The sequence below is a fragment of the Nonomuraea sp. NPDC049695 genome (genome assembly GCF_040674955.1).
GTDB lineage: Bacteria > Actinomycetota > Actinomycetes > Streptosporangiales > Streptosporangiaceae > Nonomuraea > Nonomuraea helvata.
Map to the genome: position 1 here is coordinate 16,547 of NZ_JBFANV010000015.1, position 25,848 is coordinate 42,394.

At 71.1% G+C, this 25,848-nt stretch carries 30 protein-coding genes; 14 read left to right on the forward strand and 16 right to left on the reverse strand.

Features of this window, described 5'->3' with window-relative positions; genetic code table 11:
* Window positions 1-8: 8 nt before the first annotated feature.
* From ureG to AB0J64_RS15825, 3 genes are read left to right on the forward strand one after another with little or no spacing between them, the layout of a single operon-like run.
* Window positions 9-683, forward strand: a complete 675-nt coding sequence (gene ureG / locus AB0J64_RS15815; RefSeq protein ID WP_364026692.1) for an urease accessory protein UreG — start codon at window positions 9-11, stop codon at window positions 681-683.
* Window positions 683-1,423 carry an urease accessory protein UreD gene (locus tag AB0J64_RS15820; protein WP_364026695.1) on the forward strand — a complete coding sequence of 247 codons (741 nt, stop codon included), beginning with the start codon at window positions 683-685 and terminating at the stop codon, window positions 1,421-1,423. The genes ureG and AB0J64_RS15820 overlap by 1 nt, the downstream gene beginning before the upstream one ends.
* Before the next feature lie 52 nt (window positions 1,424-1,475).
* Entirely contained in the window at window positions 1,476-1,937 is a 462-nt protein-coding gene (locus tag AB0J64_RS15825; protein WP_364026698.1) for a hypothetical protein, read from the forward strand.
* A gap of 3 nt (window positions 1,938-1,940) precedes the next feature.
* Here the strand turns inward: AB0J64_RS15825 and era are convergent, their stop codons facing one another.
* The 8 genes from era to AB0J64_RS15865 all read right to left on the reverse strand — a co-directional run bounded on the left by era (window position 1,941) and on the right by AB0J64_RS15865 (window position 7,871).
* Window positions 1,941-2,849, reverse strand: a complete 909-nt coding sequence (gene era / locus AB0J64_RS15830) for a GTPase Era (RefSeq protein ID WP_364026701.1) — start codon at window positions 2,847-2,849, stop codon at window positions 1,941-1,943.
* An 18-nt stretch (window positions 2,850-2,867) separates the two neighbouring features.
* Window positions 2,868-3,344 carry an NUDIX domain-containing protein gene (locus AB0J64_RS15835; protein ID WP_364026704.1) on the reverse strand — a complete coding sequence of 159 codons (477 nt, stop codon included), beginning with the start codon at window positions 3,342-3,344 and terminating at the stop codon, window positions 2,868-2,870.
* Between the two features lie 2 nt (window positions 3,345-3,346).
* On the reverse strand, window positions 3,347-3,664 hold the full coding sequence (locus AB0J64_RS15840; protein WP_364026707.1) for a cytidine deaminase: 318 nt from the start codon (window positions 3,662-3,664) through the stop codon (window positions 3,347-3,349).
* A gap of 9 nt (window positions 3,665-3,673) precedes the next feature.
* On the reverse strand, window positions 3,674-4,300 hold the full coding sequence (locus tag AB0J64_RS15845) for a hypothetical protein (RefSeq protein WP_364026710.1): 627 nt from the start codon (window positions 4,298-4,300) through the stop codon (window positions 3,674-3,676).
* A 329-nt stretch (window positions 4,301-4,629) separates the two neighbouring features.
* The gene (locus tag AB0J64_RS15850) at window positions 4,630-5,925 is read right to left on the reverse strand and encodes a hemolysin family protein (RefSeq protein WP_364026713.1); all 1,296 of its coding nucleotides are present in this window, start codon (window positions 5,923-5,925) and stop codon (window positions 4,630-4,632) included.
* Entirely contained in the window at window positions 5,922-6,398 is a 477-nt protein-coding gene (gene ybeY, locus AB0J64_RS15855; protein WP_364026716.1) for an rRNA maturation RNase YbeY, read from the reverse strand. Before ybeY ends, AB0J64_RS15850 begins: the two co-directional genes overlap by 4 nt.
* The gene (locus AB0J64_RS15860) at window positions 6,395-7,435 is read right to left on the reverse strand and encodes a PhoH family protein (protein WP_364026719.1); all 1,041 of its coding nucleotides are present in this window, start codon (window positions 7,433-7,435) and stop codon (window positions 6,395-6,397) included. Before AB0J64_RS15860 ends, ybeY begins: the two co-directional genes overlap by 4 nt.
* A 91-nt stretch (window positions 7,436-7,526) precedes the next feature.
* On the reverse strand, window positions 7,527-7,871 hold the full coding sequence (locus tag AB0J64_RS15865) for a histidine triad nucleotide-binding protein (RefSeq protein WP_364026722.1): 345 nt from the start codon (window positions 7,869-7,871) through the stop codon (window positions 7,527-7,529).
* A 278-nt stretch (window positions 7,872-8,149) separates the two neighbouring features.
* Between AB0J64_RS15865 and AB0J64_RS15870 the strand changes: the two genes are divergently transcribed.
* Together AB0J64_RS15870 and AB0J64_RS15875 are read left to right on the forward strand one after the other, a co-directional pair.
* Window positions 8,150-8,662, forward strand: a complete 513-nt coding sequence (locus tag AB0J64_RS15870) for a SigE family RNA polymerase sigma factor (RefSeq protein ID WP_344987656.1) — start codon at window positions 8,150-8,152, stop codon at window positions 8,660-8,662.
* Window positions 8,659-9,303 carry a hypothetical protein gene (locus AB0J64_RS15875; RefSeq protein ID WP_364026725.1) on the forward strand — a complete coding sequence of 215 codons (645 nt, stop codon included), beginning with the start codon at window positions 8,659-8,661 and terminating at the stop codon, window positions 9,301-9,303. The genes AB0J64_RS15870 and AB0J64_RS15875 overlap by 4 nt, the downstream gene beginning before the upstream one ends.
* 30 nt (window positions 9,304-9,333) lie before the next feature.
* On the opposite strand, the gene AB0J64_RS15880 is transcribed toward AB0J64_RS15875, so the two are convergent.
* From AB0J64_RS15880 to hrcA, 3 genes are read right to left on the reverse strand one after another with little or no spacing between them, the layout of a single operon-like run.
* On the reverse strand, window positions 9,334-10,059 hold the full coding sequence (locus tag AB0J64_RS15880) for a 16S rRNA (uracil(1498)-N(3))-methyltransferase (protein WP_364026728.1): 726 nt from the start codon (window positions 10,057-10,059) through the stop codon (window positions 9,334-9,336).
* Between the two features lies 1 nt (window position 10,060).
* Window positions 10,061-11,200, reverse strand: coding sequence for a molecular chaperone DnaJ (gene dnaJ, locus AB0J64_RS15885; RefSeq protein WP_364026731.1), 1,140 nt, complete (start codon window positions 11,198-11,200; stop codon window positions 10,061-10,063).
* A gap of 11 nt (window positions 11,201-11,211) precedes the next feature.
* Window positions 11,212-12,225, reverse strand: a complete 1,014-nt coding sequence (gene hrcA / locus AB0J64_RS15890; RefSeq protein WP_364026734.1) for a heat-inducible transcriptional repressor HrcA — start codon at window positions 12,223-12,225, stop codon at window positions 11,212-11,214.
* A 158-nt stretch (window positions 12,226-12,383) separates the two neighbouring features.
* On the opposite strand from hrcA, the gene AB0J64_RS15895 reads away from it, so the two are divergent.
* Genes AB0J64_RS15895 through AB0J64_RS15905 form a run of 3 tightly spaced genes read left to right on the forward strand, consistent with a single transcriptional unit; the run spans window position 12,384 to window position 14,775 of the window.
* Window positions 12,384-13,184, forward strand: coding sequence for a hypothetical protein (locus AB0J64_RS15895; protein WP_364026737.1), 801 nt, complete (start codon window positions 12,384-12,386; stop codon window positions 13,182-13,184).
* A 17-nt stretch (window positions 13,185-13,201) separates the two neighbouring features.
* On the forward strand, window positions 13,202-14,017 hold the full coding sequence (locus tag AB0J64_RS15900) for a DUF3097 domain-containing protein (RefSeq protein WP_364026740.1): 816 nt from the start codon (window positions 13,202-13,204) through the stop codon (window positions 14,015-14,017).
* Window positions 14,014-14,775, forward strand: coding sequence for a DUF4870 domain-containing protein (locus AB0J64_RS15905; protein ID WP_364026743.1), 762 nt, complete (start codon window positions 14,014-14,016; stop codon window positions 14,773-14,775). Before AB0J64_RS15900 ends, AB0J64_RS15905 begins: the two co-directional genes overlap by 4 nt.
* Here AB0J64_RS15905 and hemW read toward each other — a convergent pair.
* Window positions 14,772-15,992 carry a radical SAM family heme chaperone HemW gene (gene hemW, locus AB0J64_RS15910; RefSeq protein WP_364026746.1) on the reverse strand — a complete coding sequence of 407 codons (1,221 nt, stop codon included), beginning with the start codon at window positions 15,990-15,992 and terminating at the stop codon, window positions 14,772-14,774. The genes AB0J64_RS15905 and hemW overlap by 4 nt on opposite strands.
* 75 nt (window positions 15,993-16,067) lie before the next feature.
* On the opposite strand from hemW, the gene AB0J64_RS15915 reads away from it, so the two are divergent.
* Complete coding sequence (locus tag AB0J64_RS15915) at window positions 16,068-17,276, forward strand: styrene monooxygenase/indole monooxygenase family protein (protein WP_364026749.1); 1,209 nt, start codon at window positions 16,068-16,070, stop codon at window positions 17,274-17,276.
* 26 nt (window positions 17,277-17,302) lie between these two features.
* On the opposite strand, the gene AB0J64_RS15920 is transcribed toward AB0J64_RS15915, so the two are convergent.
* On the reverse strand, window positions 17,303-17,947 hold the full coding sequence (locus AB0J64_RS15920) for an MOSC domain-containing protein (protein ID WP_364026751.1): 645 nt from the start codon (window positions 17,945-17,947) through the stop codon (window positions 17,303-17,305).
* 125 nt (window positions 17,948-18,072) lie between these two features.
* Between AB0J64_RS15920 and AB0J64_RS15925 the strand changes: the two genes are divergently transcribed.
* From AB0J64_RS15925 to AB0J64_RS15935, 3 genes are all read left to right on the forward strand, one after another.
* Window positions 18,073-18,561 (forward strand): hypothetical protein, encoded by a 489-nt coding sequence (locus tag AB0J64_RS15925; protein WP_364026754.1) that lies wholly within the window; start codon window positions 18,073-18,075, stop codon window positions 18,559-18,561.
* Window positions 18,561-19,841 carry a histidine kinase gene (locus AB0J64_RS15930; RefSeq protein ID WP_364027061.1) on the forward strand — a complete coding sequence of 427 codons (1,281 nt, stop codon included), beginning with the start codon at window positions 18,561-18,563 and terminating at the stop codon, window positions 19,839-19,841. Before AB0J64_RS15925 ends, AB0J64_RS15930 begins: the two co-directional genes overlap by 1 nt.
* 145 nt (window positions 19,842-19,986) lie before the next feature.
* On the forward strand, window positions 19,987-20,694 hold the full coding sequence (locus AB0J64_RS15935) for a response regulator transcription factor (protein WP_364026757.1): 708 nt from the start codon (window positions 19,987-19,989) through the stop codon (window positions 20,692-20,694).
* Window positions 20,695-20,907: 213 nt separating this feature from the next.
* Here AB0J64_RS15935 and AB0J64_RS15940 read toward each other — a convergent pair whose 3' ends face one another.
* Window positions 20,908-21,150 carry a hypothetical protein gene (locus AB0J64_RS15940; protein ID WP_364026760.1) on the reverse strand — a complete coding sequence of 81 codons (243 nt, stop codon included), beginning with the start codon at window positions 21,148-21,150 and terminating at the stop codon, window positions 20,908-20,910.
* A gap of 165 nt (window positions 21,151-21,315) precedes the next feature.
* Here AB0J64_RS15940 and ccmA point away from each other — a divergent pair, with 165 nt between their 5' ends.
* Window positions 21,316-21,939, forward strand: a complete 624-nt coding sequence (gene ccmA, locus AB0J64_RS15945; RefSeq protein WP_364026763.1) for a heme ABC exporter ATP-binding protein CcmA — start codon at window positions 21,316-21,318, stop codon at window positions 21,937-21,939.
* Window positions 21,939-23,504: a DUF6297 family protein gene (locus tag AB0J64_RS15950; RefSeq protein WP_364026766.1), complete on the forward strand. Its 1,566-nt coding sequence runs from the start codon at window positions 21,939-21,941 to the stop codon at window positions 23,502-23,504. The genes ccmA and AB0J64_RS15950 overlap by 1 nt, the downstream gene beginning before the upstream one ends.
* Before the next feature lie 6 nt (window positions 23,505-23,510).
* On the opposite strand, the gene AB0J64_RS15955 is transcribed toward AB0J64_RS15950, so the two are convergent.
* Both AB0J64_RS15955 and lepA read right to left on the reverse strand, forming a co-directional pair.
* Window positions 23,511-24,002: a GNAT family N-acetyltransferase gene (locus tag AB0J64_RS15955; RefSeq protein ID WP_364026769.1), complete on the reverse strand. Its 492-nt coding sequence runs from the start codon at window positions 24,000-24,002 to the stop codon at window positions 23,511-23,513.
* Between the two features lie 18 nt (window positions 24,003-24,020).
* Window positions 24,021-25,847 carry a translation elongation factor 4 gene (lepA, locus tag AB0J64_RS15960; RefSeq protein ID WP_364026772.1) on the reverse strand — a complete coding sequence of 609 codons (1,827 nt, stop codon included), beginning with the start codon at window positions 25,845-25,847 and terminating at the stop codon, window positions 24,021-24,023.
* Window position 25,848 lies beyond the last annotated feature (1 nt).

Genomic DNA, 25,848 nt, shown 5'->3' on the forward strand with positions numbered 1-25,848 from the left:
CCCGACATATGGGCGCCAATCACGACGACCACCACCACGCCCCCGACGGCCGCGGCCGGGCGCTGCGGCTCGGCGTGGGCGGGCCGGTGGGCAGCGGGAAGACGGCTCTGGTGGCCGCGCTGTGCAGGACGCTGGGCCCGTCGCTGTCCTTGGGCGTGGTCACGAACGACATCTACACGACCGAGGACGCCGACTTCCTCCGCCGGACGGGCGTGCTCGACCAGGAGCGCATCCTCGCCGTCGAGACCGGCTGCTGCCCCCACACCGCCATCCGCGACGACATCGCCGCGAACCTGGACGCCGTGGAGACCCTGGAGCACCGGTTCGGCCCGCTGGACCTGGTGATCGTGGAGAGCGGCGGCGACAACCTGACGGCCACGTTCAGCCGGGGGCTGGCCGACAGGCAGATCTTCGTGCTGGACGTGTCGGGCGGCGACAAGGTGCCGCGCAAGGGCGGTCCGGGGGTCACGACGGCCGACCTGCTGGTCATCAACAAGACCGACCTCGCTCCGATGGTGGGCGCCGACCTGGACGTGATGGACCGCGACGCGGCGGCCGTACGCGGGGACAGGCCGGTGCTGTTCACCTCGATCAGGCAGGATCCCACCGCCGCCACGGTCGCCGGCTGGGTCTCCGAGCAGGTGACGGCCTGGGCCCAGGCCCACGCGGCCTCCATCTCGTGATGTCCGGCCGGCGCGCGATGCGGGCCGCTGCCGCGGTGGCCACCGCCCTGTCCACGGACGGCCGGACCCTGCTCCACCGCCTGACCTCGGCGCCGCCGTTGACGCTGCGCCAGACGGGGCCGTACACCGTGCACCTCGTCTCCACGGCGGCGGGCCCGCTCGGTGGCGACCGGCTCCACCTGGACCTCGACGTGGCCCCACGCACCACCCTGGAGCTGGGCTCGGTCGCCGCAACCCTGGTCCTGCCGGGGGACGGCGAGTCCGAGATGCTGGTCACCGCCCGGGTGGGGGCGGGCGCCACGCTCCGGTTCGCGCCGGAGCCCACGGTGCTCGCCGCCGGCTCCCGGCACCGCCTCCTCGTACGCCTCGAGCTGGCGGCGGACGCCGAGGTGCGGTGGCGCGAGGAGATCGTCTTCGGCCGGCACGGCGAGGCGCCGGGACGCTGCCATGCCCGCTTCGACGCGACGTGCGACGGCCGCCCGCTGCTCCGGCAGGAGTTCACCGTCGGCGACCCCGTCCTGGACACGTCCCCCGCCGTCTACGGCACGGCTCGCTGCGTCGGCACCACGTTCCTCACGACGACCGCCAAGGAGCCGGCCGTGGCCGAGGGCGTCGCCGTCCTCCCCCTGGCCGGCCCGGGCACGTTGGTCTCCGCCCTGGCGGGCGACGCGGTCCTGCTCCGCTCCCGCCTCGAATGGGGCGAACGCACCGCCACCACCTTGATGCCGACGACCCTCTGAGGGTGTCGCCGTGGTGATGGTGAGAGGCGCGTCCCCGGCTTACAGTGATCGTGTGGCCGATGACTTCCAGCCTGCCCCGGCGACCCGACGCGGCTACGCGCTCGGCGTGGTGGTCGCCGGAGCGCTCCTGGTGGGCTGCGCCGTGCTCCCGTGGGCCGGGCTCGAGGTGAGGAGCGACCTCATCGGCGGCGGGCTGGCCGACGACATCCGCGGCATCGACGACCGGTTCGGCGTCTACACGCTGGTGGCGGGGCTGATCGCGCTGGGATGCGGCGTCGCGGGGCTGCTCACCCGCCCGAGGGTCGCCGCCCTGGCCGCACTCCCCGGAGCGGCGGCGGTGGCGGTGCTGGTGCTCTTCATGACCGACGGGAGCGGGCTGCGCGACCGGATCTCCGTGGACCTGGGCGAGGTGCTGTCGATCGGGCCCGTGGTCAAGTTCGGCTGGTTCGCCGCGCTGGGCTGCTCCGTGGCGGTCGTCGTGCTCTCCGTCCTGGCACTGCTCCGACGTGCCTGACGATCAGTCGTAGAAGCCCAGCCGCCGCAGCTGCTTCGGGTCGCGCTGCCAGTCCTTGGCCACGCTGATCCGCAGGTCGAGGTAGACGCGCGTGCCCAGCAGGGCCTCGATCTGCTTGCGGGCCTTGGTGCCGACCTCGCGCAGCCGCTCTCCCTTGTGCCCGATGACGATCGCCTTCTGCGAGGGACGCTCCACGAACATGTGCGCGTAGATGTCCAGCAGGTCGTCGCGGCCCTCTCGGGGCAGCATCTCGTCCACGACCACGGCGATCGAGTGGGGCAGCTCGTCGCGTACGCCCTCCAGCGCCGCCTCCCTGATCAGCTCGCCCACCAGCACCTGCTCCGGCTCGTCCGTGAGCTGCCCGTCCTCGTAGAGCGGCGGCGACTCGGGAAGGTGCTCGATCAGCACGTCGGCCACCACGTCGAGCTGCTCGCCGGACTGCGCCGACACCGGAACGATCGCCGCGAACTCCGCCACCTGCGACACCGCCAGCAACTGCTCCGCGATCTGCTCCTTGGTCGCCAGGTCGCACTTGGTCACCACGGCCACGAGCGGCGTCTTCTTCACCGCCGAGAGCTTGTCGGCGATGAACCGGTCACCCTTGCCGATCGGCTCGTTGGCGGGCACGCAGAACGCGATCACGTCCACCTCGGTCAGCGTGGACAGCACCAGGCTGTCGAGCCGCTCCCCCAGCAGCGTGCGCGGCCGGTGCAGGCCGGGTGTGTCGACGATGACGATCTGTGCGTCGGGACGGTGCACGATGCCCCTGATCGCGCGCCTGGTCGTCTGCGGTTTGGACGAGGTGATCGCCACTTTGCTGCCGACCAGGGCGTTCATGAGCGTGGACTTGCCGACGTTCGGCCTCCCCACGAAGCAGGCGAATCCGGCGCGATGGCTGTCTGGCGAAGTCACGTACTGCATTGTGTCCCATCAACGAGCGTGCTCACGCCACCAGGCGAACGCCTCGGGCGCCACCCGGGGCGTCCACGGGGTCGTGTGCAGCTCGGAAAGCTCCTGCTCGGTCACCCACCGGTGGTCGTTGATCTCGACGCCGTCAGGCTCGGGCACGCCCGTGACCAGGACGCCACCGTAAACGGCGATGACGTAGCCGACCTGGTGGCCGTTCGGATAGACGGTGCGGAAATCGGGGCCGCCGTAGACCCCGATCAGGCCTCGTACCTCGATCTCGATGCCGAGCTCCTCACGCAGCTCCCTGACGGCGGCGTCCTCCGGCCGCTCGTCCGGGTCGATGCCGCCGCCGGGCGCCGCCCAGAGACCCACATCGCCGTGCCGGGCCACCAGCAGCCTGCCCGCGTCGTCGAACACGAACGCGGCCGCCGACGGCAGCATGAGCAGCTCGGAGCCGACCTTCTCCCGCAGCCTCGCCAGGAACGGCGACATCGGCATGGTCAGCCCCGCAGCGTGCCGTCAGGGCCGGCCACGAGCAGGGACTTGACGCCCAGCTCCGCGGCCACGGCCTCGTCGGCGGCGCTCGGGCCGCCCTCGCTCACCAGCGCGACCGCCTCCAGGGACCGCGCGCCGCTGGAGACCGCCATGGCCACCGCCACCTGCACCGCCGAGAGCGTCAGCGCGTCCAGCGCCACGTTCGTCGCCGAGTACGTACGGCCGGTCTCATCCCGCACGGCGGCGCCCTCGGAAGCCTCGTTGCGCGCCCTGGCCGCACGGGCCAGAGTGATGATCTTGCTGTCTTCAGGATCGAGTGTCACGCAACCAGGTTAGGCGCTGGCCATGGAGATGACCGCGTCGACCACCTCGCGGGTGCGGGCGGGGTCCATGTCGTCCATGCTCGTGTGCACCACCGACACGAGCGTGTCACCCACCCGTGACAGCACGACGTCCATCGCGTACGGGTAGCCGTTCAGCCGCCCGAGCAGCCGCGCGCTCACGCTCTCGTCCGCCGAGATCTCGAGCGGGAGCGTCTGCGAGCGCAGGTCGGTGCCGGAGGAGGTGCGTACCTCGCGGCACGACTCCATGGCCCTGGCCAGCTCGTCGAGGTGCTCTTCCGCCTCTCCGTCCGCGTAGCGCGCCAGCCCCACGCCGGCCTGCTCCCCCAGCCCGTCGCCCCGGTAGCTGACCGCCGCCTGGGCCGTCAGCGCCTGTCCGGGCGCCTGCCCTCCCGCGGGCTCCAGCACGGCCAGGCAGTTCTCGTCGCCCTGCGTGAACGGCATCCGCCACGCCTGCTCCGGCCTGACCGCGAACCCGTCGGGCAGCTGCGGCCCCTTACGGAGCACGTCGCGCAACTGTGCCGCGGCCCGCGGGTCGAGAACGTTCGCGGCGTTCCCGCCCCCGCATCCTGCCAGAACGCAGGCCAGCAGCCCGCAGGCGATGATCTCGCGTTTCATGATCCCCCCTGGATCGCAGCTTCCCCTGTCGAGGAATGTGGCAATCCACCGGAGATTCCACCAATACGCAAAAAGGGTGCCTCCACCCGGTTGTCCGGATGGGGGCACCCTTGACGCCGACCTGCGTCTCAGCCGGCAAGCCGGCCGAGACGCCGTCGTTCCCCCCAAGGTGCACCCTCCCGCCGCGAACCCCACCCGGCGTTCGAGTGCCTCCCCTTGCGACACCCACCGCACTGGATGTCGTGGTAAGAGAGTGCCCTGGCGGGCTTGCAGAAGACTTGTAGAACGCTTGCGGCCTTGGCCCCGCTTCATCCGCAGTTCGGATGAGATCAGTCGTGGTCGTCGGGCGCCGGGTCGATCTCCTCCTCCGGAGGCTTGGCGTGGCGCACCACGACGGTGCTGATGCGGTTGCGGCGGCCCGCCAGGCTCTCGGCGGTGAGCTTGAGCCCGGCCACCTCCGCCTGCGACCCGGCGATCGGCACCCGACCGAGCGCGTGGGCGAGCAGCCCGCCCACGGTCTCCACGTCGTCCACGTCGATCTCCGTGTCGAACAGCTCGCCCAGCTCGTCGACGGGCATCCGGGCCGTCACCCGCATCCCGCCGTCGGGGATGGACTCGACGCGGGGCGCCTCCTGGTCGTACTCGTCGGTGATCTCGCCGACGATCTCCTCCAGGACGTCCTCGATCGTGACGAGCCCGGCGGTGCCGCCGTACTCGTCGATGACGATGGCGATGTGGATCTGCCGGGCCTGCATCTCCCGCATGAGCTGGTCGATGGGCTTGCTCTCGGGCACGTACGCGGCCGGCCGCATGACCGACTCGACCGTCTCCTTGCCCCCGCCCTCGCCGGACTCGTGGATCTTGCGGGCGATGTCCTTGAGGTACGCCATGCCGATGACGTCGTCCTCGTTCTCGCCCACGACGGGAATGCGGGAGAACCCGCTGCGCAGCGCCAGCGACAGGGCCTGGCTGATCGTCTTGCCGCGTTCGATGTAGACCATGTCGGTGCGCGGGACCATGACCTCGCGCACCAGCGTGTCGCCCAGCTCGAAGACGGAGTGGATCATCTCGCGCTCGTCCGGCTCGATCACCCGGCGCTCCTCGGCCAGGTCGACCAGGTCGCGCAGCTCGGCCTCCGAGGTGAACGGCCCCTCGCGGAACCCCTTGCCGGGGGTCAGCGCGTTGCCGAGCAGGATGAGCAGCTTGGGCAGCGGGCCGAAGATGCGGGTCAGGCCGTACACGATGGGGGCGCTCGCCAGCGCGACCGGCTCGGCGTGCTGGCGCCCCAGCGTACGCGGCATGACGCCCACCACGACGTAGCTGATCACGATCATCACGACGGCGGCCCAGACGTACGCCCAGCCCTGGTCGTGCATGAGGTCGATGAACAGCAGCGTCGCGATGACCGTGGCCACCAGCTCGCAGCTCAGCCTGAGCAGCAGGAGCAGATTGAGGTAGCGCGGCGGATCGTCGACGATGGCCTGCAGGCGCACAGCGCTCCGCCGGCCCTCGCGTACGTATTCCTCGGCACGCACCCTGGAGATGCGCGTCAGTGCCGTTTCCGCACTGGCGATCAGGCCACCGATGATCACGAGGGCGATGGCCGAAAGCAACCAGGCGTTCACCGCGTGTTGCGCACCTCCTGCCACGACTCGAGGAGCCGGGCCTGCAGGCCGAACATCTCCTTGTGCTCCTCCGGCTCGGCGTGGTCGTAGCCGAGCAGGTGGAGGATGCCGTGGGTGCACAGCAGCTCGAGCTCGTCGGCCGTGCTGTGGCCCGCCTCCTCGGCCTGCCTGGCGGCCACCTGCGGGCAGAGCACGACATCGCCGAGCAGCGCCGGGTCAGTGGGGCTCTCCAGGTCGCCGCGCGCGCCCCCGCCGGGACGCAGCTCGTCCATCGGGAACGCCAGCACGTCGGTCGGGCCCGGCTCGCCCATCCACTTCTCGTGCAGCTCGGACATGGCGTCGTCGTCGACCACCACGATGGAGAGCTCGGCGAGCGGGTTGATGCCCATCTCGCCGAGCACGTGGGTGGCCAGGGCGACGAGGCTCTCCTCGTCGACCCCGACACCCGACTCGTTGTTGATCTCGATGCTCATGGTCGCCGCTTCCCCCGGTGCTGGATGCTCTTCGGCTCCTGGGCGGCCTGTGTGGCGTCGTAGCGCCCGTACGCGTCCACGATCTCGCTCACCAGCTTGTGGCGGACCACGTCGGAGCTGGTCAGGCGGGCGAAGTGGATGTCGGGGATGCCGTCGAGGATCTCCTGGACGACCCGCAGCCCGCTCACCGTGCCGTTGGGCAGGTCGACCTGCGTCACGTCACCGGTCACCACGATCTTGGAGTTGAAGCCGAGACGGGTGAGGAACATCTTCATCTGCTCGGCCGAGGAGTTCTGTGCCTCGTCGAGGATGATGAAGGCGTCGTTGAGCGTGCGACCACGCATGTACGCGAGCGGCGCGACCTCGATCGTGCCCGCGGCCATCAGCTTGGGGATGGAGTCGGGGTCGAGCATGTCGTGCAGCGCGTCGTAGAGCGGCCGCAGGTAGGGGTCGATCTTCTCGTAGAGCGTGCCGGGCAGGAAGCCCAGCCGCTCGCCGGCCTCGACGGCCGGGCGGGTCAGGATGATCCGGTTGACCCGCTTCTCCTGCAGCGCACGCACGGCCTTGGCCATCGCGAGGTAGGTCTTGCCGGTGCCCGCGGGGCCGATGCCGAACACGATCGTGTGCTTGTCGATCGCGTCGACGTACCGCTTCTGGTTGACCGTCTTCGGCCTGATCGTGCGCCCGCGCGAGGAGAGGATGTCGAGGGACAGCACCTCGGCGGGGCGGTCGGACGTCAGGCGGAGCATGGCGATGCTGCGCTCGACCGCGTCAGGGGTGAGCTCGCCGCCGCTGCGCAGCACCTCGACCAGCTCCTCGAAGAGCCGCACCACCGTGCCGCTCTCGTCGGGGCTGCCGGTGACGGTGATCTCGTTACCGCGAACGTGGATGTCGGCCCTGAAAGCGCCCTCGATGACGCGAAGCAGCTCGTCGCGGGAGCCCAGGAGGCTGACCATCGGGTATTCGTCCGGAATCAGCACCTTGGCTTGAGTGCGCGAGGGAGGTGCCGTGCGTCGGGATTCGTGTAGTTCGGACATGGGCAGGCCAGTGGCCTGATGCCTCCCGGTCTCTTTCGGTGTTCTTCTGTGCCCATCGTATCCGGGACCGGGCCGATCGCTCCCCCCAATATCAGCCGGGCGGCCAGGTCAGGTCGCGCCCGCCCAGGACGTGGGCGTGTACGTGGAAAACGGTCTGCCCGGCGCCGAGCCCGGTGTTGAACACCACGCGGTATCCGCTGTCGGCCACGTGCTCCAGCACAGCCACCGAGTGGGCGGCCTTGAGCACCTCGTCGGCGAGCCCGTCGTCGACATCGGCGAGTGCCGCCGCGGTGGCGTGGTGCTGTTTCGGGATGATCAGCACGTGCGTGGGCGCCTGCGGGTTGACGTCACGGAACGCCAGTGTCCTGCCGGTTTCATAAACGATCTCGGCGGGAATCTCCTTGGCGACGATTTTGCAGAAGAGACAATCGCTCACCTGATCACCCTATCGAGAGCACCGGCGTACGTAACCCGTTGCCAATCGGTAATCCTCTGTGTCGTGCGAAGGAAGATCCACGCGGTTAGGGTGAGTGTGCGACACTTCAGCGAAATAGGACGATTCAGGGTCGGGCGAGCGCCACCTGGCGAGGACACGACTGGGTAATGCACCCTAAGGAACCGGGGAAACCTCAAGAACCGGAAGAGCGTAAACCCTCTGGGAAGGCTGAGCGTCCCATTGATGTGACCACCGAAACCCTTCTGGCCGACAGGTCGATGGGGGCGGCGCCGGTCGGGTGGGATGCCGACATGGCCGTGACCGCGCTCTACAGCGCGCACTTCCGGTCGTTGGTGCGTCTCGCCGTGTTGCTGGTGCGAGACACGGCGACTGCTGAGGAAGTCGTGCAGGACGCGTTCGTCGCCATCCATGGCGCCTGGCGCAGGCTGCGTGACCCCGACAAAGCTCTCGCCTACCTCCGTCAATCCGTCGTCAACCGGTCCCGTTCCGTGCTGCGTCACCGCGCGGTCGTCGAGAAGTACGCTCCCAAGGGACTGCCCGACGCCCCGAGCGCCGAGAACGGCGCGATCGGCGAACTGGAACGCTCCGCCGTCATCGAGGCGTTACGGGCCCTGCCCACCCGTCAGAGAGAAGCACTGGTTCTGCGGTACTACGGTGATCTGTCCGAAGCTGAGATCGCCCACGCGATGGGCATCAGCAAGGGCGCGGTCAAGAGCCACACCGCACGTGGCATGGCCGCACTGCGATCCGTTCTGGAGAAAATGTCATGACCCAGCCCCCCGACGAGCACGGCGATCTCCTGCGCCGTGCGCTCCGAGCGGAGGCGGACGCGGTCGTGCCCTCGCCGGACGGACTGGAGATCATCCGCGCCCGCATCGAACGGCGCGGTGTCCGTAATCTGTTCTGGTGGCGTGCGGGCGCGGCCGCCGCCAGCGCCGTCCTCGTAGCGGGAACGATCGTGATGGCCGTTCCGCAGTTGCGCACGCAGATCATCAACTCGCAACCCGTCGAGAACGACACCTCCAGGGTCCCGTCCAACTCCTCCACCACGCGCTCCCAGGAACCGCCGCCGCCGTCCAGGCAGCCGACCCACGACCAGCACCCCATCGTGGTTCCCGACGTGACCAAGAGCCCGACGCCCCGGCCCTCGAAGCGGGCGGAGTCGACCAGCAGGCCGTCGCCGACCCCCACGCCGACTCCGACCACGTGCCCGACGACCCAGGCCGAGCAGGCCGACCCGCCGTCCGAGTGCCCCTCGGTCTCGCCGACTCCGTCGCCAACGCCGCCGGCGGAGGACACGCTGCAGCCCACGACGTGCCCGGTCGATGAGTGCCCGCCCGACGACAACGTCACCGAGACCCCCGCCGACGTGACCAGCCCGTTGGTGGACGCCTCCCATACGACGCCCTGAAGCCTCCTACACAACGCCCTTAAAAGGGCTCTACCAGCGCCCGGTACGCGTGAGCAGCACGGAGGCCGCCGCCACCCCCGCCGTGGACGTACGCAGCACCGTCGGCCCCAGCAGCACGGAGACCGCCTTGGCCGCCCGGAACCCGGCCAGCTCCTCCTCCGAGACGCCCCCCTCGGGCCCCACGACCACCACGATGTCGCCCGACGCGGGCAGCGCCACGCCGGACAGCGGCTCCGCCGCCTCCTCGTGCAGCACCAGCCCCAGCGCCGCGCCCGCCAGCAGCTCCCCGACCCGCGCGGTGGTGGCGGGCTCCGTCACCTCGGGCAGGTGGAACCTGCGGGCCTGCTTGCCCGCCTCGCGGGCGGTGGAGCGCCAGCGGTGCAGCGCCTTGGCGACCTTGTCGCCCTTCCACTGGGTGATGCTGCGCGAGGCCGCCCACGGCACGATGACGTCGACGCCCGCCTCGGTCATCATCTCGACCGCCAGCTCGCCTCTGTCGCCCTTGGGCAGCCCCTGGACGACGGTCAGCCGCGGCTCCGGCAGCTCGACCTCGTAGCGGCACAGCACGTCGAGCCTGAGTGAGTCCTTCAGCGCCTCGCGCACGACGCACTCGGCGACCGTACCGGCGCCGTCCGTCAGATCGACCCGCTCACCGGCCCGCAGGCGGCGCACGGAGGCCGCGTGCCGCCCCTCGGGGCCGGCGAGCGTCAGCTCGGGCCCGTCCAGCTCCTCGGACAGGAACACCGGGACGGTCACGTCACCTGCCGTTGAAGGCGTCGCGCAGCCGGGAGAAGAAGCCCTGCTGGCCGGGGGCGAACTTGCCCGGCGGCCGCTCCTCGCCGCGCTGCTTGGCGAACTCGCGCAGCAGCTCCTCCTGCGCCGGGTCGAGGCGGGTCGGGGTCTCGACGTTGACGTGGATCAGCAGGTCGCCGCGGCCGGACTCGTTGAGCCGCTGCACGCCCCGCCCGAACATGGTGATGACCTGGCCCGACTGCGTGCCGGGGCGGACGTCGACCTCCTCGGAGCCGTCGAGCGTCTCGACCGCCAGGATGGTGCCGAGCGCGGCGGCCGTCATCGGGAGCTGCACGGTGCAGTGGAGATCGTCACCGCGCCGCTCGAAGATCTCGTGAGCACGCTCGACGATCTCCAGGAACAGGTCTCCGGGCGGGCCGCCGCCGGGGCCGACCTCACCCTCGCCGGCGAGCTGGATGTGGGTGCCGTCCTCGACGCCCGCGGGGATGCGGACCTTGATCGTACGGCGGGTGCGCACCCGGCCGTCGCCGGAGCACTCCTGGCAGGGGTGGCGGATGATGGTGCCGAACCCGCCGCACTGCGGGCACGGCCGCGAGGTCATGACCTGACCCAGGAACGACCGGGTGACCTGGGAGATCTCGCCGCGCCCGCTGCACATGTCGCAGGTGTCGGGATGCGTGCCGGGCGCCGCGCCGGCCCCGTGGCAGACCTCGCAGAGCACGGCCGTGTCGACGACCAGCTCGCGGGTGGTGCCGAACGCCGTCTCGCGCAGGTCCAGCTCGACCCGGATGGTGGCGTTGCGCCCCCTGCGGGCACGCGAACGCGGCCCTCTGGCGCCCGCCGCGGTGCCGAAGAAGGCGTCCATGATGTCGCTGAACGGGAAGCCCGCTCCGAAGCCGCCGGCGCCCGCGCCTGCTCCCGCTCCGCCGAACGGGTCGCCACCCAGGTCGTACATCTGGCGCTTGTTCGGGTCGGACAGCACCTCGTAGGCCTGCGTGATCTCCTTGAACCGCTCCTGGGTCTCAGGATCGGGGTTCACGTCGGGATGCAGCTCGCGGGCCAGGCGGCGGTACGCCTTCTTGATCTCGTCCTGACTGGCGTCACGGCGCACCCCGAGGGTGGCGTAGTAGTCGCTGTTTGCCACTTATCGACCTCTTATGATGCAGCCAGGATCTGGCTGACGTAGCGTGCCACCGCGCGCACGGCGCCCATCGTAACTGGGTAGTCCATCCTCGTCGGTCCCAGCACGCCGAGCCGGGCCAGTTGGTTGTCGCCAGAACCGTATCCGGTCGCGACGATGGATGTCCCCCGCAGGTAGGGGTTTTCGGAGCCGATGCGCACGGTGAGCGCGGACGGTGTGTCGTTGGAAGTCTCGCCCAGCAGCCGCATGAGCACGACGTGCTCCTCCAGCGCCTCGAGCACGTCACGCAGGCCGGTCGCGAAGTCGGCGCCCGCGAGGTTCGCCGCGCCGGCGAACACGATCTTCTCGTCGTACCGCTCGACCAGCGTCTCCAGCAGCACCGACAGGATCGTGGCCGCCGCGGGCCGGTCTTCGACGGGCAGCCGCTCGGGCAGGTCGGCGACGAGCTCGGGCACGTTGCTCAGGCCGCAGCCGTCGAGGGAGGCGTTGAACACCGCGCGCAGGTGGGCGATGCGGGTGTCCTCGATGTCCTCGGGCAGCTCGATCACCCGCTGCTCGACGCGGCCGGTGTTGGTGATCAGCACGAGCATGACCCGCCGCTCGTTGAGCGGCACCAGCTCGACGTGCCTGACCGTCGAACGCGTCAGCGTCGGGTACTGCACGACCGCCACCTGCCGGGTCAGCTGCGCGAGCAGCCGGACCGTGCGGGTGACCACGTCGTCGAGGTCGACCGCGCCCGCGAGGAACGTCTCGATCGCCCTGCGCTCGGCCGCCGACAGCGGCTTGACCTGCGAGAGCCGGTCGACGAACAGGCGGTAGCCCTTGTCCGTCGGCACGCGGCCCGCGCTGGTGTGCGGCTGGGTGATGTAGCCCTCCTCCTCCAGCGCGGCCATGTCGTTCCTGACCGTCGCGGGGGAGACCTTCAGGTTGTGGCGCTCGGCGAGCGCCTTGGAGCCCACCGGTTCGTTGGTGGACACGTAGTCTTCGACAATGGCGCGGAGCACCGCCAGCTTCCGATCGTCGAGCACGTGCTCACCTCCTGCCTCTGCCATTTGAGGAACGCAACCATCTAGCACTCTGAGTTCCTGAGTGCCAAGTGTACGGCTCTCGCCCACAAGGTGCGATAACAGCAGGTCGCAACCTGGCTCCTAGCTTCTTACAAGGGGCAAGTACCACACTTGCCGACATGAGCGACAATTCACCCCCTCCGCCGTACGGCCCGCAGCCCGCCTCACAGCCGGGTTACGGCCCTCAACCTGGGTCCCAGCCGGGCTACGGCCCCCAGCCCGGCTCACAGCCGGGCTACGGGCAGCCTCCGCCGCAGTACGGGCCCGCGCCGCAGTACGGCCCGCCACCGCAGTACGGCCCACCGCCCCAATACGGCCCACCTCCTCAGTACGGACAATACGGCCAACAACCCCAATTTCCCCCTCGAATCGACTCGAAAGCCATCAAGCCGCGCCTGTGGTGGATCGGGCTCGTCTGGGGCGTCTTCGTCGTGTGCGCGATCGCCGGTGTCGTGGTGTTCTCCACGGGCCTGGTGAGCAGCGTGAGCGACCTGGCCCCGAGCAGGACGTTCGCGGCCGGCGAAAGCGTGACGATCCCGGTCGACCCGGCAGACCGGCCCGCGGTCTACCTCTCCAGCGACACGCAGGTCAACTACGTGTGCGAGATCTCCGGCCAGGCCAAGCTCGCCAAGACCACGGGCAGGCAGACGGTCACGTCCGGGTCCGTCACCTGGGTGGAGCTCTTCGTGATCAACGCGCCGTCCAAGGGCGACTACCAGCTCACCTGCACCACCCAGGAGCAGGCCGACGTGCGGTACGGCGTGGGCCGTCCGCTGGCCTCGGCCGCGGGCGGCATCGCCGGCGGTGTGGCCGCGCTCCTGCTGATCCCGGGCGCGGGGCTGCTCGTCGCCGTCATCGGCACGATCGTCGTCCTGGTACGCCGCAGCGGCGCGCGCAAGCGCCTTGCGGTCGCCGGGTGATTTGCTACGGTCCCCGTGTGTACGAGGGCGATGTGCTGGCGGGAAATTGGCGGCGGCCGGGGAAGGGCAAGATCCCCAAAGTGCCCGCCGAGCTGGACCTCGTCGTGGAGGACGCCGACAGCGGCTTCTGCGGCGCGGTGGTGGCCTGCGACAAGGAGGCCGTGACGCTCGAAGACCGGTTCGGCAAGCGCCGGCTGTTCCCGCTCGCGCCCGCCGCGTTCCTGCTGGAGGGCCGGCCCGTGACGCTGGTACGCCCGGTGGCGGCCCCCGCGGCCCCCGCGGCCCCCAGGCGCAGCGCGTCCGGCTCGATCGCCGTGGAGGGGCTGCGGGCGAGAGTCGCGAGGGAGAGCCGGATCTATGTGGAGGGCGTGCACGACGCCGCCCTGGTCGAGAAGATCTGGGGCCATGACCTGCGGGTCGAAGGGGTCGTGGTCGAATACCTGGAGGGCGTGGACCACCTGCCGGCCATCGTGGCGGAGTTCGGTCCGGAGCCGGGGCGCCGGCTGGGGGTGCTGGTGGACCATCTCGTGCCCGGGTCCAAGGAGAGCAGGATCGCGGCCGAGATCACCTCGCCGGACGTGCTCGTCGTGGGGCATCCGTTCGTCGACATCTGGGAGGCGGTCAAGCCGTCCGTGCTGCGCATCCCGGCCTGGCCCGCCGTGCCGCGCGGGGTGCCGTGGAAAGAGGGCGTGATCGCCGCCCTGGGCTGGCGCATGGAGCCCGCGGAGGCGTGGCGGCGGATCCTCGGCGCCGTCTCCACGTACGCAGACCTGGAGCCGGAACTCCTCGGCCGGGTCGAGGAACTGATCGACTTCGTTACGGAGGCATCATGAGCCAGGACCCGCCGCAGCCGGCGCCGGACGACGACGCCACCCGCTTCGTCCCACCGTCTGACATCCCGCCCAGCCAGGGCTCCGGCCCTCAGCAGCCGGTCTACGGACAGCAGCCCGGCTCCGAGCCCGGCTACGGGCAGCAGCCCAGCTCCCAGCCCGGCTACGGGCAGCAACCCGGGTCGCAGCCCGGCTATGGACAGCCGGGCTACGGCCAGCCCGGCTACGGGCAACCGGGCTACGGCGGACAGTCGGGTTACGGTCAACCCGGATACGGGCAGCCCGGCTACGGTCAGTCCGGTTATGGCCAGCCCGGCTATGGCCAGCAGCCCCCGAGCTATGCCCCTCCCCCACCCGGTTACGGCCCGCCGCCGCAGCCCGGCTACGGATATGCCACGCCCCCGGGAGAGCCGTACGTCCCCGGCAGGTTCGGCCCCCGCCCGGGCACCGACGACACAACCATGGCGATGCTCTCGCACTTGCTCGGCCTGCTGGTCTCATGGATCGGCCCGCTGATCATCTACCTGATGAAGAAGGACGAGTCCCCCTACGTCAGGGATCAGGCGGCGGAGGCGCTCAACTTCCAGATCACGATGTTCATCGGCTACGTCATCGCCTTCGTCCTGGCGTTCATCTTCATCGGCCTGCTCCTGCTGCCGGTCATCTGGGTCCTGTCCCTGATCTTCCACATCCTGGCCGCCATAGCCACCAACCGGGGCGAGAGGTACCGCTACCCGTTCTCCATCCGCATGATCACCTAGACCAGCAGATCCCTGACGAGGGCGTCGGCCAGCAGCCGCCCCTGGAGCGTGAGCACCATCAGGCCCGACCTGAACGGCCCGGGCTCCAGCAGCCCGCGCGCCAGGGCGCTCGCCACGGCCGGGCGCGCGGCGGGCGCCACCTCGGCCAGCGGATAGCCGGACGACAGCCGCAGCTCCAGCATCAGCCGCTCGGCCGCCCGGTCGTCGTCGCCGAGCACCTCGCGCGCGTGGGCGGGCGAGGCGCCGGCGGCCAGGCGCTGGGCGTAGGCGGCCGGGTGCTTGACGTTCCACCAGCGGGTGCCGCCGACGTGGCTGTGGGCGCCGGGACCGGCGGCCCACCAGTCGCCGCCGGTCCAGTAGAGCAGGTTGTGGCGGCAGCGCGCCTGCTCGGAGGTGGCCCAGTTGGAGACCTCGTACCAGCTGAACCCGGCCTGCGACAGCAGCTCGTCGGCGATCTGGTAGCGGTCGGCGGCCACGTCGTCGTCGGGCATGGGCAGCTCGCCGCGCCTGATCCTGGCCGCCAGCCTGGTGCCCTCCTCGACGATCAGCGAGTACGCCGACACGTGGTCGGGCCCGGCCTCGATCGCGGCGGCGAGCGAGGACCGCCAGTCGTCGTCGGACTCGCCGGGCGTGCTGTAGATGAGGTCGAGGTTGACGTGCTCGAACCCGGCCTGTCTGGCCTCCCGCACGGCCGCCGCCGCCCTTCCGGGGGTGTGCCGGCGGTCGAGCACCTGGAGCACGTGCTCGCGTGCGCTCTGCATGCCGAAGCTGACCCGGTTGAAGCCGCCCTGGCGGAGCTTGTCGAGGTAGGCGGGGTCCACGGATTCGGGGTTGGCCTCGGTGGTCACCTCGGCCCCCGGCCGCAACCCGAACTCCGAGTCGATCGCGGCCAGGATCCTGGACAGGTCTTCCGGAGGCAGCAGCGTGGGCGTGCCGCCGCCGAAGAACACCGTCTCCACCGGCAGGTCGGCCGCGCCCAGGACGCGGCGCGCGAGGCGGATCTCCTCGACGACCGTGTCCGCGTAGTCCCGTTGCGAGGCGTCGGGGCCCAGCTCGGCGGCGGTGTAGGTGTTGAAGTCGCAGTAGCCGCAGCGGGTCACGCAGAACGGCACGTGCACGTAGAAGCCGAACGGCCGCTCGCCGAGGCCCTTCAGGGCGCTGTCGGGCAGCTCGCCCGTGGTGGGCGCGGGATCGCCGTCAGGCAGGGTGGATGGCACGCTTCCAGTTTGCCGGGTGCTCAGAGATGCTCGGGGTGTTCGCGGATGCCAGAACCGGCCGAAAGGGGTCCCCTCATGGCGGGCATCGGCATCGTGGGGGCGGGCATTTCCGGCCTGACCCTCGCGCTGCGCCTGCAGCAGCTCGGCATCGACGCCACGCTCTACGTCGAGGCCGACGCCGACGCCATGCGCTCGGGGCGCCTGCCCAACACGGTGAGCAGGATGGGACACACCCTGGCGCGGGAGCGGGAGCTGGGCATCGGGCACTACCGGGATCCAAGGTGCCTGATGGGATCCGCCAGGCTCTCGATCAAGGGGGATCCGCCGCTGGAGTTCGTCGGCAGGATCTCCGAGCCGTTCCACGCGGTCGACTTCCGGCTGCTGCTGCCCGCGTACCTGGACGATTTCACCGGCCGGGGCGGCGAGGTCGTCGTCACCGGCGCGGCGCCCGACGCGGCGCAGGTGGACCGCTGGTCGCGGGAGCACGAGCTGATGGTGGTGGCGGCCGGGCGGCGCTCGGTGGCGGAGCTGTTCCCGCGCGACCCGGCGCGCTCGCCGTTCGACCGGCCGCAGCGCGTTCTCACGGCCGGGCTGTACGGCGGTCTCGACCTCGGTCCGATGTTCAGCTACAACATCTCGCCCGGGTGCGGGGAGATTCTCCGCATGCCGATGATGACCAGGCAAGGCGTGGCCTCCGCGGTCCTGGTCGAGGCGGTCCCCGGCGGGCCGCTGGAGCCGATCTCCCGCCTGCCCGCCGCCGAGGTCGCCGCAGAGCTGGCGAGGTTGCTCCCCCGACACGCGCCGCGGCTGGCCGAGCGGGCGGACCCCGGTCTGGAGCTGCTGGGCGAGCACGACCTGCTGCGGGGCGCGGTCCCGCCGGTCGTGCGGCAGGCGGTGGCTGAGCTGCCCGGCGGCCGGATCGCGCTGGCCGTCGGCGACGCCTGGATCACCAGCGACCCGCTGACCGGCCAGGGCGCCAACCTGGGCTCGGCCTGCGCCTGGATCGCGGCCGACGCCATCGCGGCGGGCGGCCCGTACGACACCGCCTTCGGCCACGCCACGGCCGAGCGGATGTGGGCGGCGGCGGCACCGGTCACCCACTGGACGAACTCCTTCCTGCGTCCGCCGGCCGAGCACGTCCTGACCCTGCTGCTGGCGGCAGCGAGCAGGCAGGACGTGGCGGACCTGGTCCTGGAGCTGTTCGCGGACCCGGCGTACGCGTGGGCGGTGTTCTCGAGCCCGGAGGAGGTGGCGCGGATCGTCGGCCGCCCGCCGGGTCCGTGACCGCCTCGACGCCGGCGCGAACCACGTCAGTCCGGCGGCCAGGGCGCCTGGCCGAGCACCCGCTCCGCCATGCGGTCCCACTCGGCGTCATGCCCGGGAACGGCCAGAACGCGGCGGAGCGCGTCCGCGTCCCCGTGGCGGGCGCGGAACCAGTCGCCCACCGTGATGCCGGCCTCGGGCCGCGAGACGATCTCCACCGGGTCTCCCTCGCCCAGCTCCCCGAGCTCGACCACCCGCAGGTACGCCCCGGGCCGTCCCACCCGCGTGAACCGCTTGACCCACCCGGGCTCGTCCATCCAGTTGCGGAACACCACACACGGGATCCTGGGCCCGCTCACCTCCAGCACGGCGGTGCCCACCCGCCACCGCTCGCCGATCAGGGCGCCGGTGACGTCGATGCCGGACGTGGTGAGGTTCTCCCCGAACCGCCCGTCACGCAGCTCGCGCCCGAGCTCACGCCCCCACCAGTCGTAGTCCTCCCTGGCGTACGCGTAAACAGCGTGGTCGAGCGAGCCGTGAGCCTCCTTGTCGGCCCGCTCGTCCCCGGCGAGCCCGTTGGCCAGCACCTTCACCCGGTGCGTGACCCGCTGCTTGTCGATCGCGGTACGCCCCAGGTTCCCCGCCCACTCAGCCTCGACCGTTTTGCCCACATTTACCGAGAGAACGCGCATATCCGGACGGTAACCCGCAGCCCCTCCGAAGAGCGAGCCCATCCCCCTCCACCCCAGGGTGGAGATCCGCGTTCTCAACCCTCGGGCCGATCCGCTACGCCCGTCCCGTCCCTACGGTCAAACCCGTGGATTACATGCCGATCTCCTTCCTCATCGTCCTCGCCACGATCTTCGTCGTCTACCGCCAGATGAAGACCCGCCCCACAGCCAAGCGGGGCCTGCTCTACACCGCCGCCGCCATGAGCGTCGTCGGCGTCGTCACGGGCGGCCTCATCGACGCCCGGCACCTCGCGCTCAGCATCGGCCTGCTGCTGGTGGCGGCCGTCGTCGCCGTCGCACTCGGCGTGTGGCGTGCGACGACCGTACGGGTATGGCTGGACGAGTCCGGCGCCGCCTGGTCGAAGGCCACGGGTTGGACCCTGCTGGCGTGGCTGGTGTCGATCGCGGTCCGCGTCGGCCTCTACTTCGCCGGCCAGGCCCTCGGCCTCACCTCCTCCCCCACGGGGATCCTGCTGTTCGTCGGCCTCACCATCGGCGCCCAGGCGTACCTCGTCGCTCAGCGGGGACGTGCCCTCTCAGGCGCGGGCAGGCGACCCGATACCGTCGTGAGGTGATGCGTGAGCCGTCCAGAATCGTCCCCACCGCACTGCGGCTGGGGACGATCGCGCTGTTGGCCGGGGTCCAGATGAGAGCGACCCCCGCCCCGGGCCTGACCGGCACCTCCCTTGCGATCACCCTCATGAGCGTCGCGCTGGCTGTCGCCCTGCTCACCGTGCTTCTGGCGATCCGCCGCCCCGAACGTCCGGTGGCACAGCGGGGCACGGTCGACCCGCTGACCGCTCTTCGACGAACGCGCCTCCACGACCTGCCGCTGTGGAAGGCGTTGCGGCGGCCGCATCGGCCCGCAAGCCCACCCCCGGACCCGCACAACCGCCTGTCAGGAGAGGGCGGCGACCGCCCACCATCAGACGACCGTCGCCCCCTTCTCGTCTTCGGCGTGCCTGTCGCGCTGATCGCCCTCGGCCTGGCCGTGGTCCTCTCCATCGTCCTCGGCACCCTGACCCAGGGCGGTGGTGCGGCGATCGGGGCGCTGCTCATCTGCGTCGGCCTGGCCGTGACCCGTTTCCCCATGCGCCAGGCGCTGCCCATCGGCGTACTGGTCGTCGTGGGGCTGGTCGTAGCGGGTTGGATCGCCGGCAACCCAGCCCAGGACCTCCCCCTCATCCTCAGCACCTGCCTGGTCTTCCTGCTCTCGTACGCGGCCAAGCAGCGCAGGGCCACCAGAGCCGCCCAGGCACGTGAGGCCGTACTCGCGGAACGCGCCAGGATCGCCAGGGAGATCCACGACATCCTCGCCCACTCCCTCTCCGCCCAGCTCGTCCATCTGGAGGGCGCCAAGCTGCTGCTCCGCGCGGAGCGGAGCGCCGAGGCGCTCGAACGCGTCACCCACGCCCGCGACCTGGCCAAGTCGGGGCTCGAGGAGGCCAGGCGCGCGGTGGCGGCACTGCGCGAGGATCCGCCCGCGCTCCCCGTGGCGCTGCGCACGCTAGCGGAGGACTTCGAGAGCACCACGCACCAGCCCTGCACGCTCCGGGTCTCGGGACCTGAGCGCCGCCTGCCGCCGGAAACGGAGCTCGCCCTGGTCCGCACCGCCCAGGAAGCCCTCACGAACGTACGCCGCCACGCCCCCGGCAGCCCGGCCACGGTCGAGCTCGAGTTCGGCCCGCCCTGGTGCGAACTGCGCGTCACCAACCCGGCCTCCGCCGAAAAGGGCTCCCCCGGAGGGGGCTACGGCCTCGTGGGCATGCGCGAACGCGCCGAACTCCTGGGCGGAACGCTGTCGGCAGGCGAGCACGACGGCGGCTTCCTCGTCCATCTGAAGGTGCCGTCATGACCTCGACCGCACGCCCTGGACCGTCTCCGTCCGGGGTGTCTCCGCACGCATGCACCGCCTTTCCCGGCCTTCGTGCGGTCCCCGCGACGCGTGCCCCGTTCGCGCCGGAGACCATGCTGCCCGCAGAGCGCTCGGAGGTGCCCCGTTGACCACCAGGGTGATCGTGGTCGACGACCAGGCCGTGGTGCGTGAGGGCCTGGTGCTGCTGCTCGGCCTGCTCCCCGAGATCGAGGTCGTCGGCGCGGCGGGCGACGGCGAGGCGGCGCTCCGGCTGGTCGAGGAGCAGCGGCCCGACGTGGTGCTCATGGACCTGCGCATGCCGCGCATGGACGGCGTGGAGGCCACCGGGCGCATCCGCTCGGCGTACCCGGACACCCAGGTCGTGGTGCTCACCACGTACTCCGATGACGCGTCCGTCTTCGCCGCGCTGAAAGCCGGTGCGCGCGGCTTCCTCACCAAGGACGCCGACTCCGACGACATCGCCAGAGCCGTCGCCACGGTGATGCGCGGCGACGCCCAACTCGACCCCACCGTCCAACGCCGCCTCCTGGACACCATGTCGACATCTCCCCCCCAACCCGCCACGATCCCCGTCCCTCCTGCCGGAACCAGCACCCCGGCGTGCACCCCGACGGATCCGGGCGCGCTTCCTCACGGGCTGACCCGGCGTGAGGGCGAGGTGCTGGCTCTTATCGCCAACGGCCTCTCGAACGCCGAGATCGCCTCCCGCCTTCACGTCACGGAGGCCACCGTCAAGACCCACATCAACAACCTCTTCGCCAAGGCGCACTTGCGGGACCGGGCACAGGCGGTCACCTACGCGTTCCGGCACGGCATAGCACGCCCGCACTGAGCCACCTCCCCACTGCACGAAGACCGCCACCACGAGGAGACCGCCACCCGGACTCCGCCCCGACCGGAGGCACGCCGCGCGGACCGCGGAGGCGCCTCGGGGAGCATGAGCGGCCGGGTCACGGGCGCCCTCTCACGGACGCCGCTCCCGCAAGCCGTGGTCGCGCACCCCTGAGGCGGCGGGTAGGCGGGCCACAGGGGTGCCGGGACCGGCTCAGCTCGCGTTGAGCTGGGACTCGCCATCGAACCCGGCCAGCTGTAACAACGTCTCCAACGCCGCCTGCCTGGTCTCTTCGACCGAGTCGCCCCGCTCGCCGAAACACTCCGCCGCCACGTCGAGCAGCGCCGTCACCACGACCGCATCGGGATAGGGCACATCGACGAGCACCGTGCCGTCGTCCTCCTCCTGCTCCGAAGCCAGGTGGAGTCGCAGCAGCCGTCGAGTCTCCTCAGCCACGGCGACCCCCAACACGGCGGCACGCTCAAAGCGCTCAGAAGCAATCACGTCACCCTCCAGTCGCACTGGTGTTCGGAACAGAACGGTAGGCGACGGCACCGACAGAAAATCCCCCGATGATCGCCCGCCCGCGCGATCGATCACGCCGGTGGCTACGCTCGAACGGTGTCCGACTCGATCATCAACGTTCACGACCTCACGGTCGAACTGGGCGGCAACCCCGTGCTGCGAGGCATGGAGCTGACCGTCTCCACGGGCGAGATCGTGGCCGTGGTCGGCCCGAACGGGTCCGGCAAGTCGACCCTGCTGCGCTGCCTGGCCGGGCTCCAGCCCGCCGCCTCGGGTGAGGTGCGGGTGTTCGGGAAGGCGCCTGCCGACGATGCCGCGTTCTGGCGCGAGGTCGCGCTGCTGGGCGACGAGCCCGCCTGGTATCCGGGGCTCACCGCCCGGGAGCACCTGGAGCTGATGGGAGCCGTGCACGCCCGAACGCGCATGACGGTCGAGGCGGCGCTGGAGGAGTTCGCGCTGGTGGAGCGGGCCGACTCGGCGCCGCTGAACCTGTCCACCGGCCAGCGCCAGCGCCTCGCCCTGGCCGCCACATTGCTCAGGCCCAGCACGTTGCTGCTGCTGGACGAGCCGGAACGCGGGCTGGACGCCGATTTCCGGGCCCGGCTGGCCGACCTGCTCGGTGCATACGCGGCTGAGGGCGGCACGGTGGTCATGGCCACGCACGACCAGGGCCTGGCCACCCGCGCCCGCCAGGTTTCACCTTCAGGGGTGATCGCGTGATGAGCGGGGCCGAGGGAAGCGTGCGGTCGGTGCGGGCGTACGTCCGCTCGCGCGGCCGGACCCCGCGCGGCCTCCTCGACCGGTACGCCTCCGGCTTCGGCCTGATGATGCTCATCGCGGTGCTCGGCCGGCCGTTGTCCACCGTGCTCACCGGGCTGGCCGGACCCGTCGATCCCGCGCGCATGAGCGCGGGTGCTGCGCTGGTCGCGTTGGCGCTGGCCGGTTTCCTGTTCGCGGCCCGGGCGGCGGGGCCCGTCCTGCTGTCCCCCGCCGACGCGTCCTGGCTCCTGCTCTCGCCACTCAACCGGCGGCGCCTGCTCGCGCGTACCGGACGGGTGCTGATCATGGTCGCGGTGGTGGCGGGCGCGGCGCTCGGGCTGGGGATGCTGGCGGTGCTGGGCGCGCCCGACCGGCTCGTCTGGCGGCTGCTCGGCGCGCTGGTGCTGGGAGTGTCGGCGGCCGTGGGCGGCATGGCGCTGGCGGTGCTCGGTCAGGCCTCCCCGTCCTGGCAGTTCTGGCTGACGGTGGCGATCGTCGCGCTGCTGGTCCTGGCCGTCGTGGCGGTGAGCGGTCAGGCCCGTACGGTGCTCGCCATCGCCGCGAGCGCCCCCCTCTCGACGGTCGCCACGGCCGCCTCCGCGGCTGCCGTGGTGTCCGCGCTGCTGGTACGGCGGGCGTGGGCGTCGCTCGACCGGATCCCCACCCGTACCCTCCTGGCCTCGTCCACCCGTGCGGGCCACGTGGCGAACGCCGCCATGGGGCTCGATCCCGGCGCGCTCACCTGGATCGCCGAGGACAACCACTGGCGGGCGAGGACGCTCAGGTCGCGGCGGTGGCCGTCACTGCCCGCGCCGCTCGCGCTGGCCTGGCAGGACTGGCGGCGGCTGGCACGCCGGCCCGGGCGGCTGGCGGCCATGTCCGGGGCGGCCGCGTTGCCCGTCGTGCTGGCCCAGGCGGGCGCGGGTCCGGTGGCGTCGGGGGCGGTCGTGCTGGCGGGGGCGCTGGCCGTGGCGGCGGCGAGCGTGTCAGGTGCGCGCCGGGACCGCGACAACCCGGCCCTTTCCCGGATCATCGGCGTCGGGGCGCGCCCCGCGCTCGCGGCCCGCGCGCTGCTGCCGACGCTGCTCAGCGGCGCGTGGGCAACCCTGGCGCTGGGCGGCCTGAGCGCGTCGGCGAGCCTGGCGCTGGACGGCCTGGGCCCGTGGGCGGGTGTGGGATCGGCCGGACTGAGCGTGTCGGCGAGTGTGGGGGCGGCCGGGCTGAGCGCGTTCGCCGGGAGCTGGTGGCTGTTCGGGCCGCTGGTCGCTCCCGCGCTGGCCGCCGGTGCGCTGCGGATGGCCAGGCGCGGCCCGGTCGACCACTCCATGCCGGTCATCGACACCCCGGGCGGCGCGATCCCGACCGGCCCGCTGCTCTGGGCCGCCACCGGGGCGGACCTGGCCGTGCTCGGATGCCTGCCCGCCATCGCGGCCCTGCTGTCCCCATCGGGCGCACTGGGCGGGTTCCTGGCGGCCCAGGGCGTGTTCGGGGTCCTGACGCTCGTGGCGTACGTGTGGCGCAGATAGCGCGGGTCAGGCCACGTAGACGTCGCTCGGCACGCCCCCGTACGGGATCGTCCGGTCCTTGCGCATGCCGGCCCGCTCCGCCACCCGGTGCGACGGCTCGTTGATGTCGCGGATCACGGCCACGACCGTGCCAAGGTCCTTGCCGATCCGCAGCGCCGCCTCCACGAGCTCACCCGCGTACCCGTGTCCCCAGGCGGACGGCCGGAAGCGGTAGTAGAGGTTCAGCACGTGCTCCCCGCCCAGGAGGGCGTGGCGCAGCCCCCCGAACCCGAGCACCTCCGGCTCGCCCTTGGCCCGCGCCGCCCAGTAGCCGAGCCCGCGCTCGGCCCAGTCGGCCAGCCACAGATCCAGCATGGCCCGGCTCGACTCCAGATCGGGAGTCGGTCCTGCGGGGTTGTAGACGTTCGTCCGCGGGTCGGAGTGGATCTCGTGGACAGCGGCTAGATCGTCGGGGGTGACCCGGGAAAGCAGCAATCGCGCCGTCTGCACCACTTCCATGGTTTCAGACTAGGCGGTTCATTTCTTCTTGTCGGTGCTGGAGTCAGTGGCGAGCGCGGCGACGAAGGCCTCCTGCGGGACCTCCACGCGCCCGACCATCTTCATCCGCTTCTTGCCTTCCTTCTGCTTCTCCAGCAGCTTGCGCTTACGGGAGATGTCACCGCCGTAGCACTTGGCCAGGACGTCCTTGCGGATGGCGCGGATGTTCTCGCGGGCGATGACCCGGGCCCCGATGGCGGCCTGGATCGGCACCTCGAACTGCTGCCTGGGGATCAGCTCCCGCAGCTTCTTCGCCATGTCGACGCCATAGGTGTAGGCCTTGTCCTTGTGGACGATGGCGCTGAACGCGTCGACCGCCTCACCCTGCAGCAGGATGTCGACCTTGACCAGGTCGGCCTCCTGCTCGCCGGCCGGCTCGTAGTCGAGCGAGGCGTAGCCACGGGTGCGCGACTTGAGCTGGTCGAAGAAGTCGAAGATGATCTCGCCGAGCGGCAGCGTGTAGCGGATCTCGACCCGGTCCTCCGACAGGTAGTCCATGCCCAGCAGCTGACCGCGCCGCCCCTGGCAGATCTCCATGATCGCCCCGATGAACTCGGCCGGCGCCAGGATCGTCGACTTGGTGACCGGCTCGAAGACCTGCGCGATCTTCCCGCCCGTCGGGAACTCCGACGGGTTGGTGACGGTGAGCTCCTTGCCGTCCTCCATGACCACGCGGTAGACCACGTTGGGCGCGGTGGAGATCAGCGACAGGCCGAACTCGCGCTCCAGCCGCTCGCGCACGATCTCCATGTGCAGCAGCCCCAGGAACCCGACCCGGAAGCCGAACCCGAGCGCCGCCGAGGTCTCCGGCTCGTAGACCAGCGCCGCGTCGTTGAGCTGCAGCTTGTCGAGCGCCTCGCGCAGCTCGGGGTATTCGTCGCCGTCGATCGGATAGAGCCCGGAGAACACCATCGGCTTCGGGTGCTCGTAGCCGGCCAGCATGCCACCGGCGGGCTTGGCGGCCGAGGTGACCGTGTCACCCACGCGCGACTGGCGGACGTCCTTGACGCCTGTGATGAGGTAGCCCACCTCGCCGACGCCCAGGCCGAGGTCGGCGGGCTTGGGCTCGGGCGAGATGACGCCGATCTCCAGCGTCTCGTGGGTGGCGCTGGTGGACATCATGAGGATGCGCTCGCGCTTGCCCAGGTGGCCGTCCACGACCCGCACGTACGTGACGACGCCGCGGTAGGTGTCGTACACCGAGTCGAAGATCAGCGCGCGGGCGGCCGCGTCGGCCTTGCCCACCGGGGCGGGCACCGTCTGGACCACGTGGTCGAGCAGCTCGCGCACACCCTCGCCGGTCTTGCCCGACACCTTGAGCACGTCGGACGGGTCGCAGCCGATCAGCCCCGCCAGCTCCTCGGCGAACTTCTCCGGCTGCGCCGCCGGCAGGTCGATCTTGTTGAGCACGGGGATGATGTGCAGGTCGGCGTTCATGGCCAGATAGAGGTTGGCCAGCGTCTGCGCCTCGATGCCCTGGGCGGCGTCGACCAGCAGGATGGCGCCCTCGCACGCCTGCAGCGACCTGGACACCTCATAGGTGAAGTCGACGTGACCGGGCGTGTCGATCATGTTGAGCACGTGGCCGTCCCACGGCAGCCGCACGGCCTGCGACTTGATCGTGATGCCTCGTTCGCGCTCGATGTCCATCCTGTCGAGGTACTGCGCGCGCATGGAGCGTTCGTCGACCACGCCGGTGATCTGGAGCATCCGGTCGGCAAGGGTCGACTTGCCATGGTCGATATGCGCGATGATGCAGAAGTTGCGGATCAACGCGGGGTCGGTCTGGCCAGGCTGAGTGCGCACC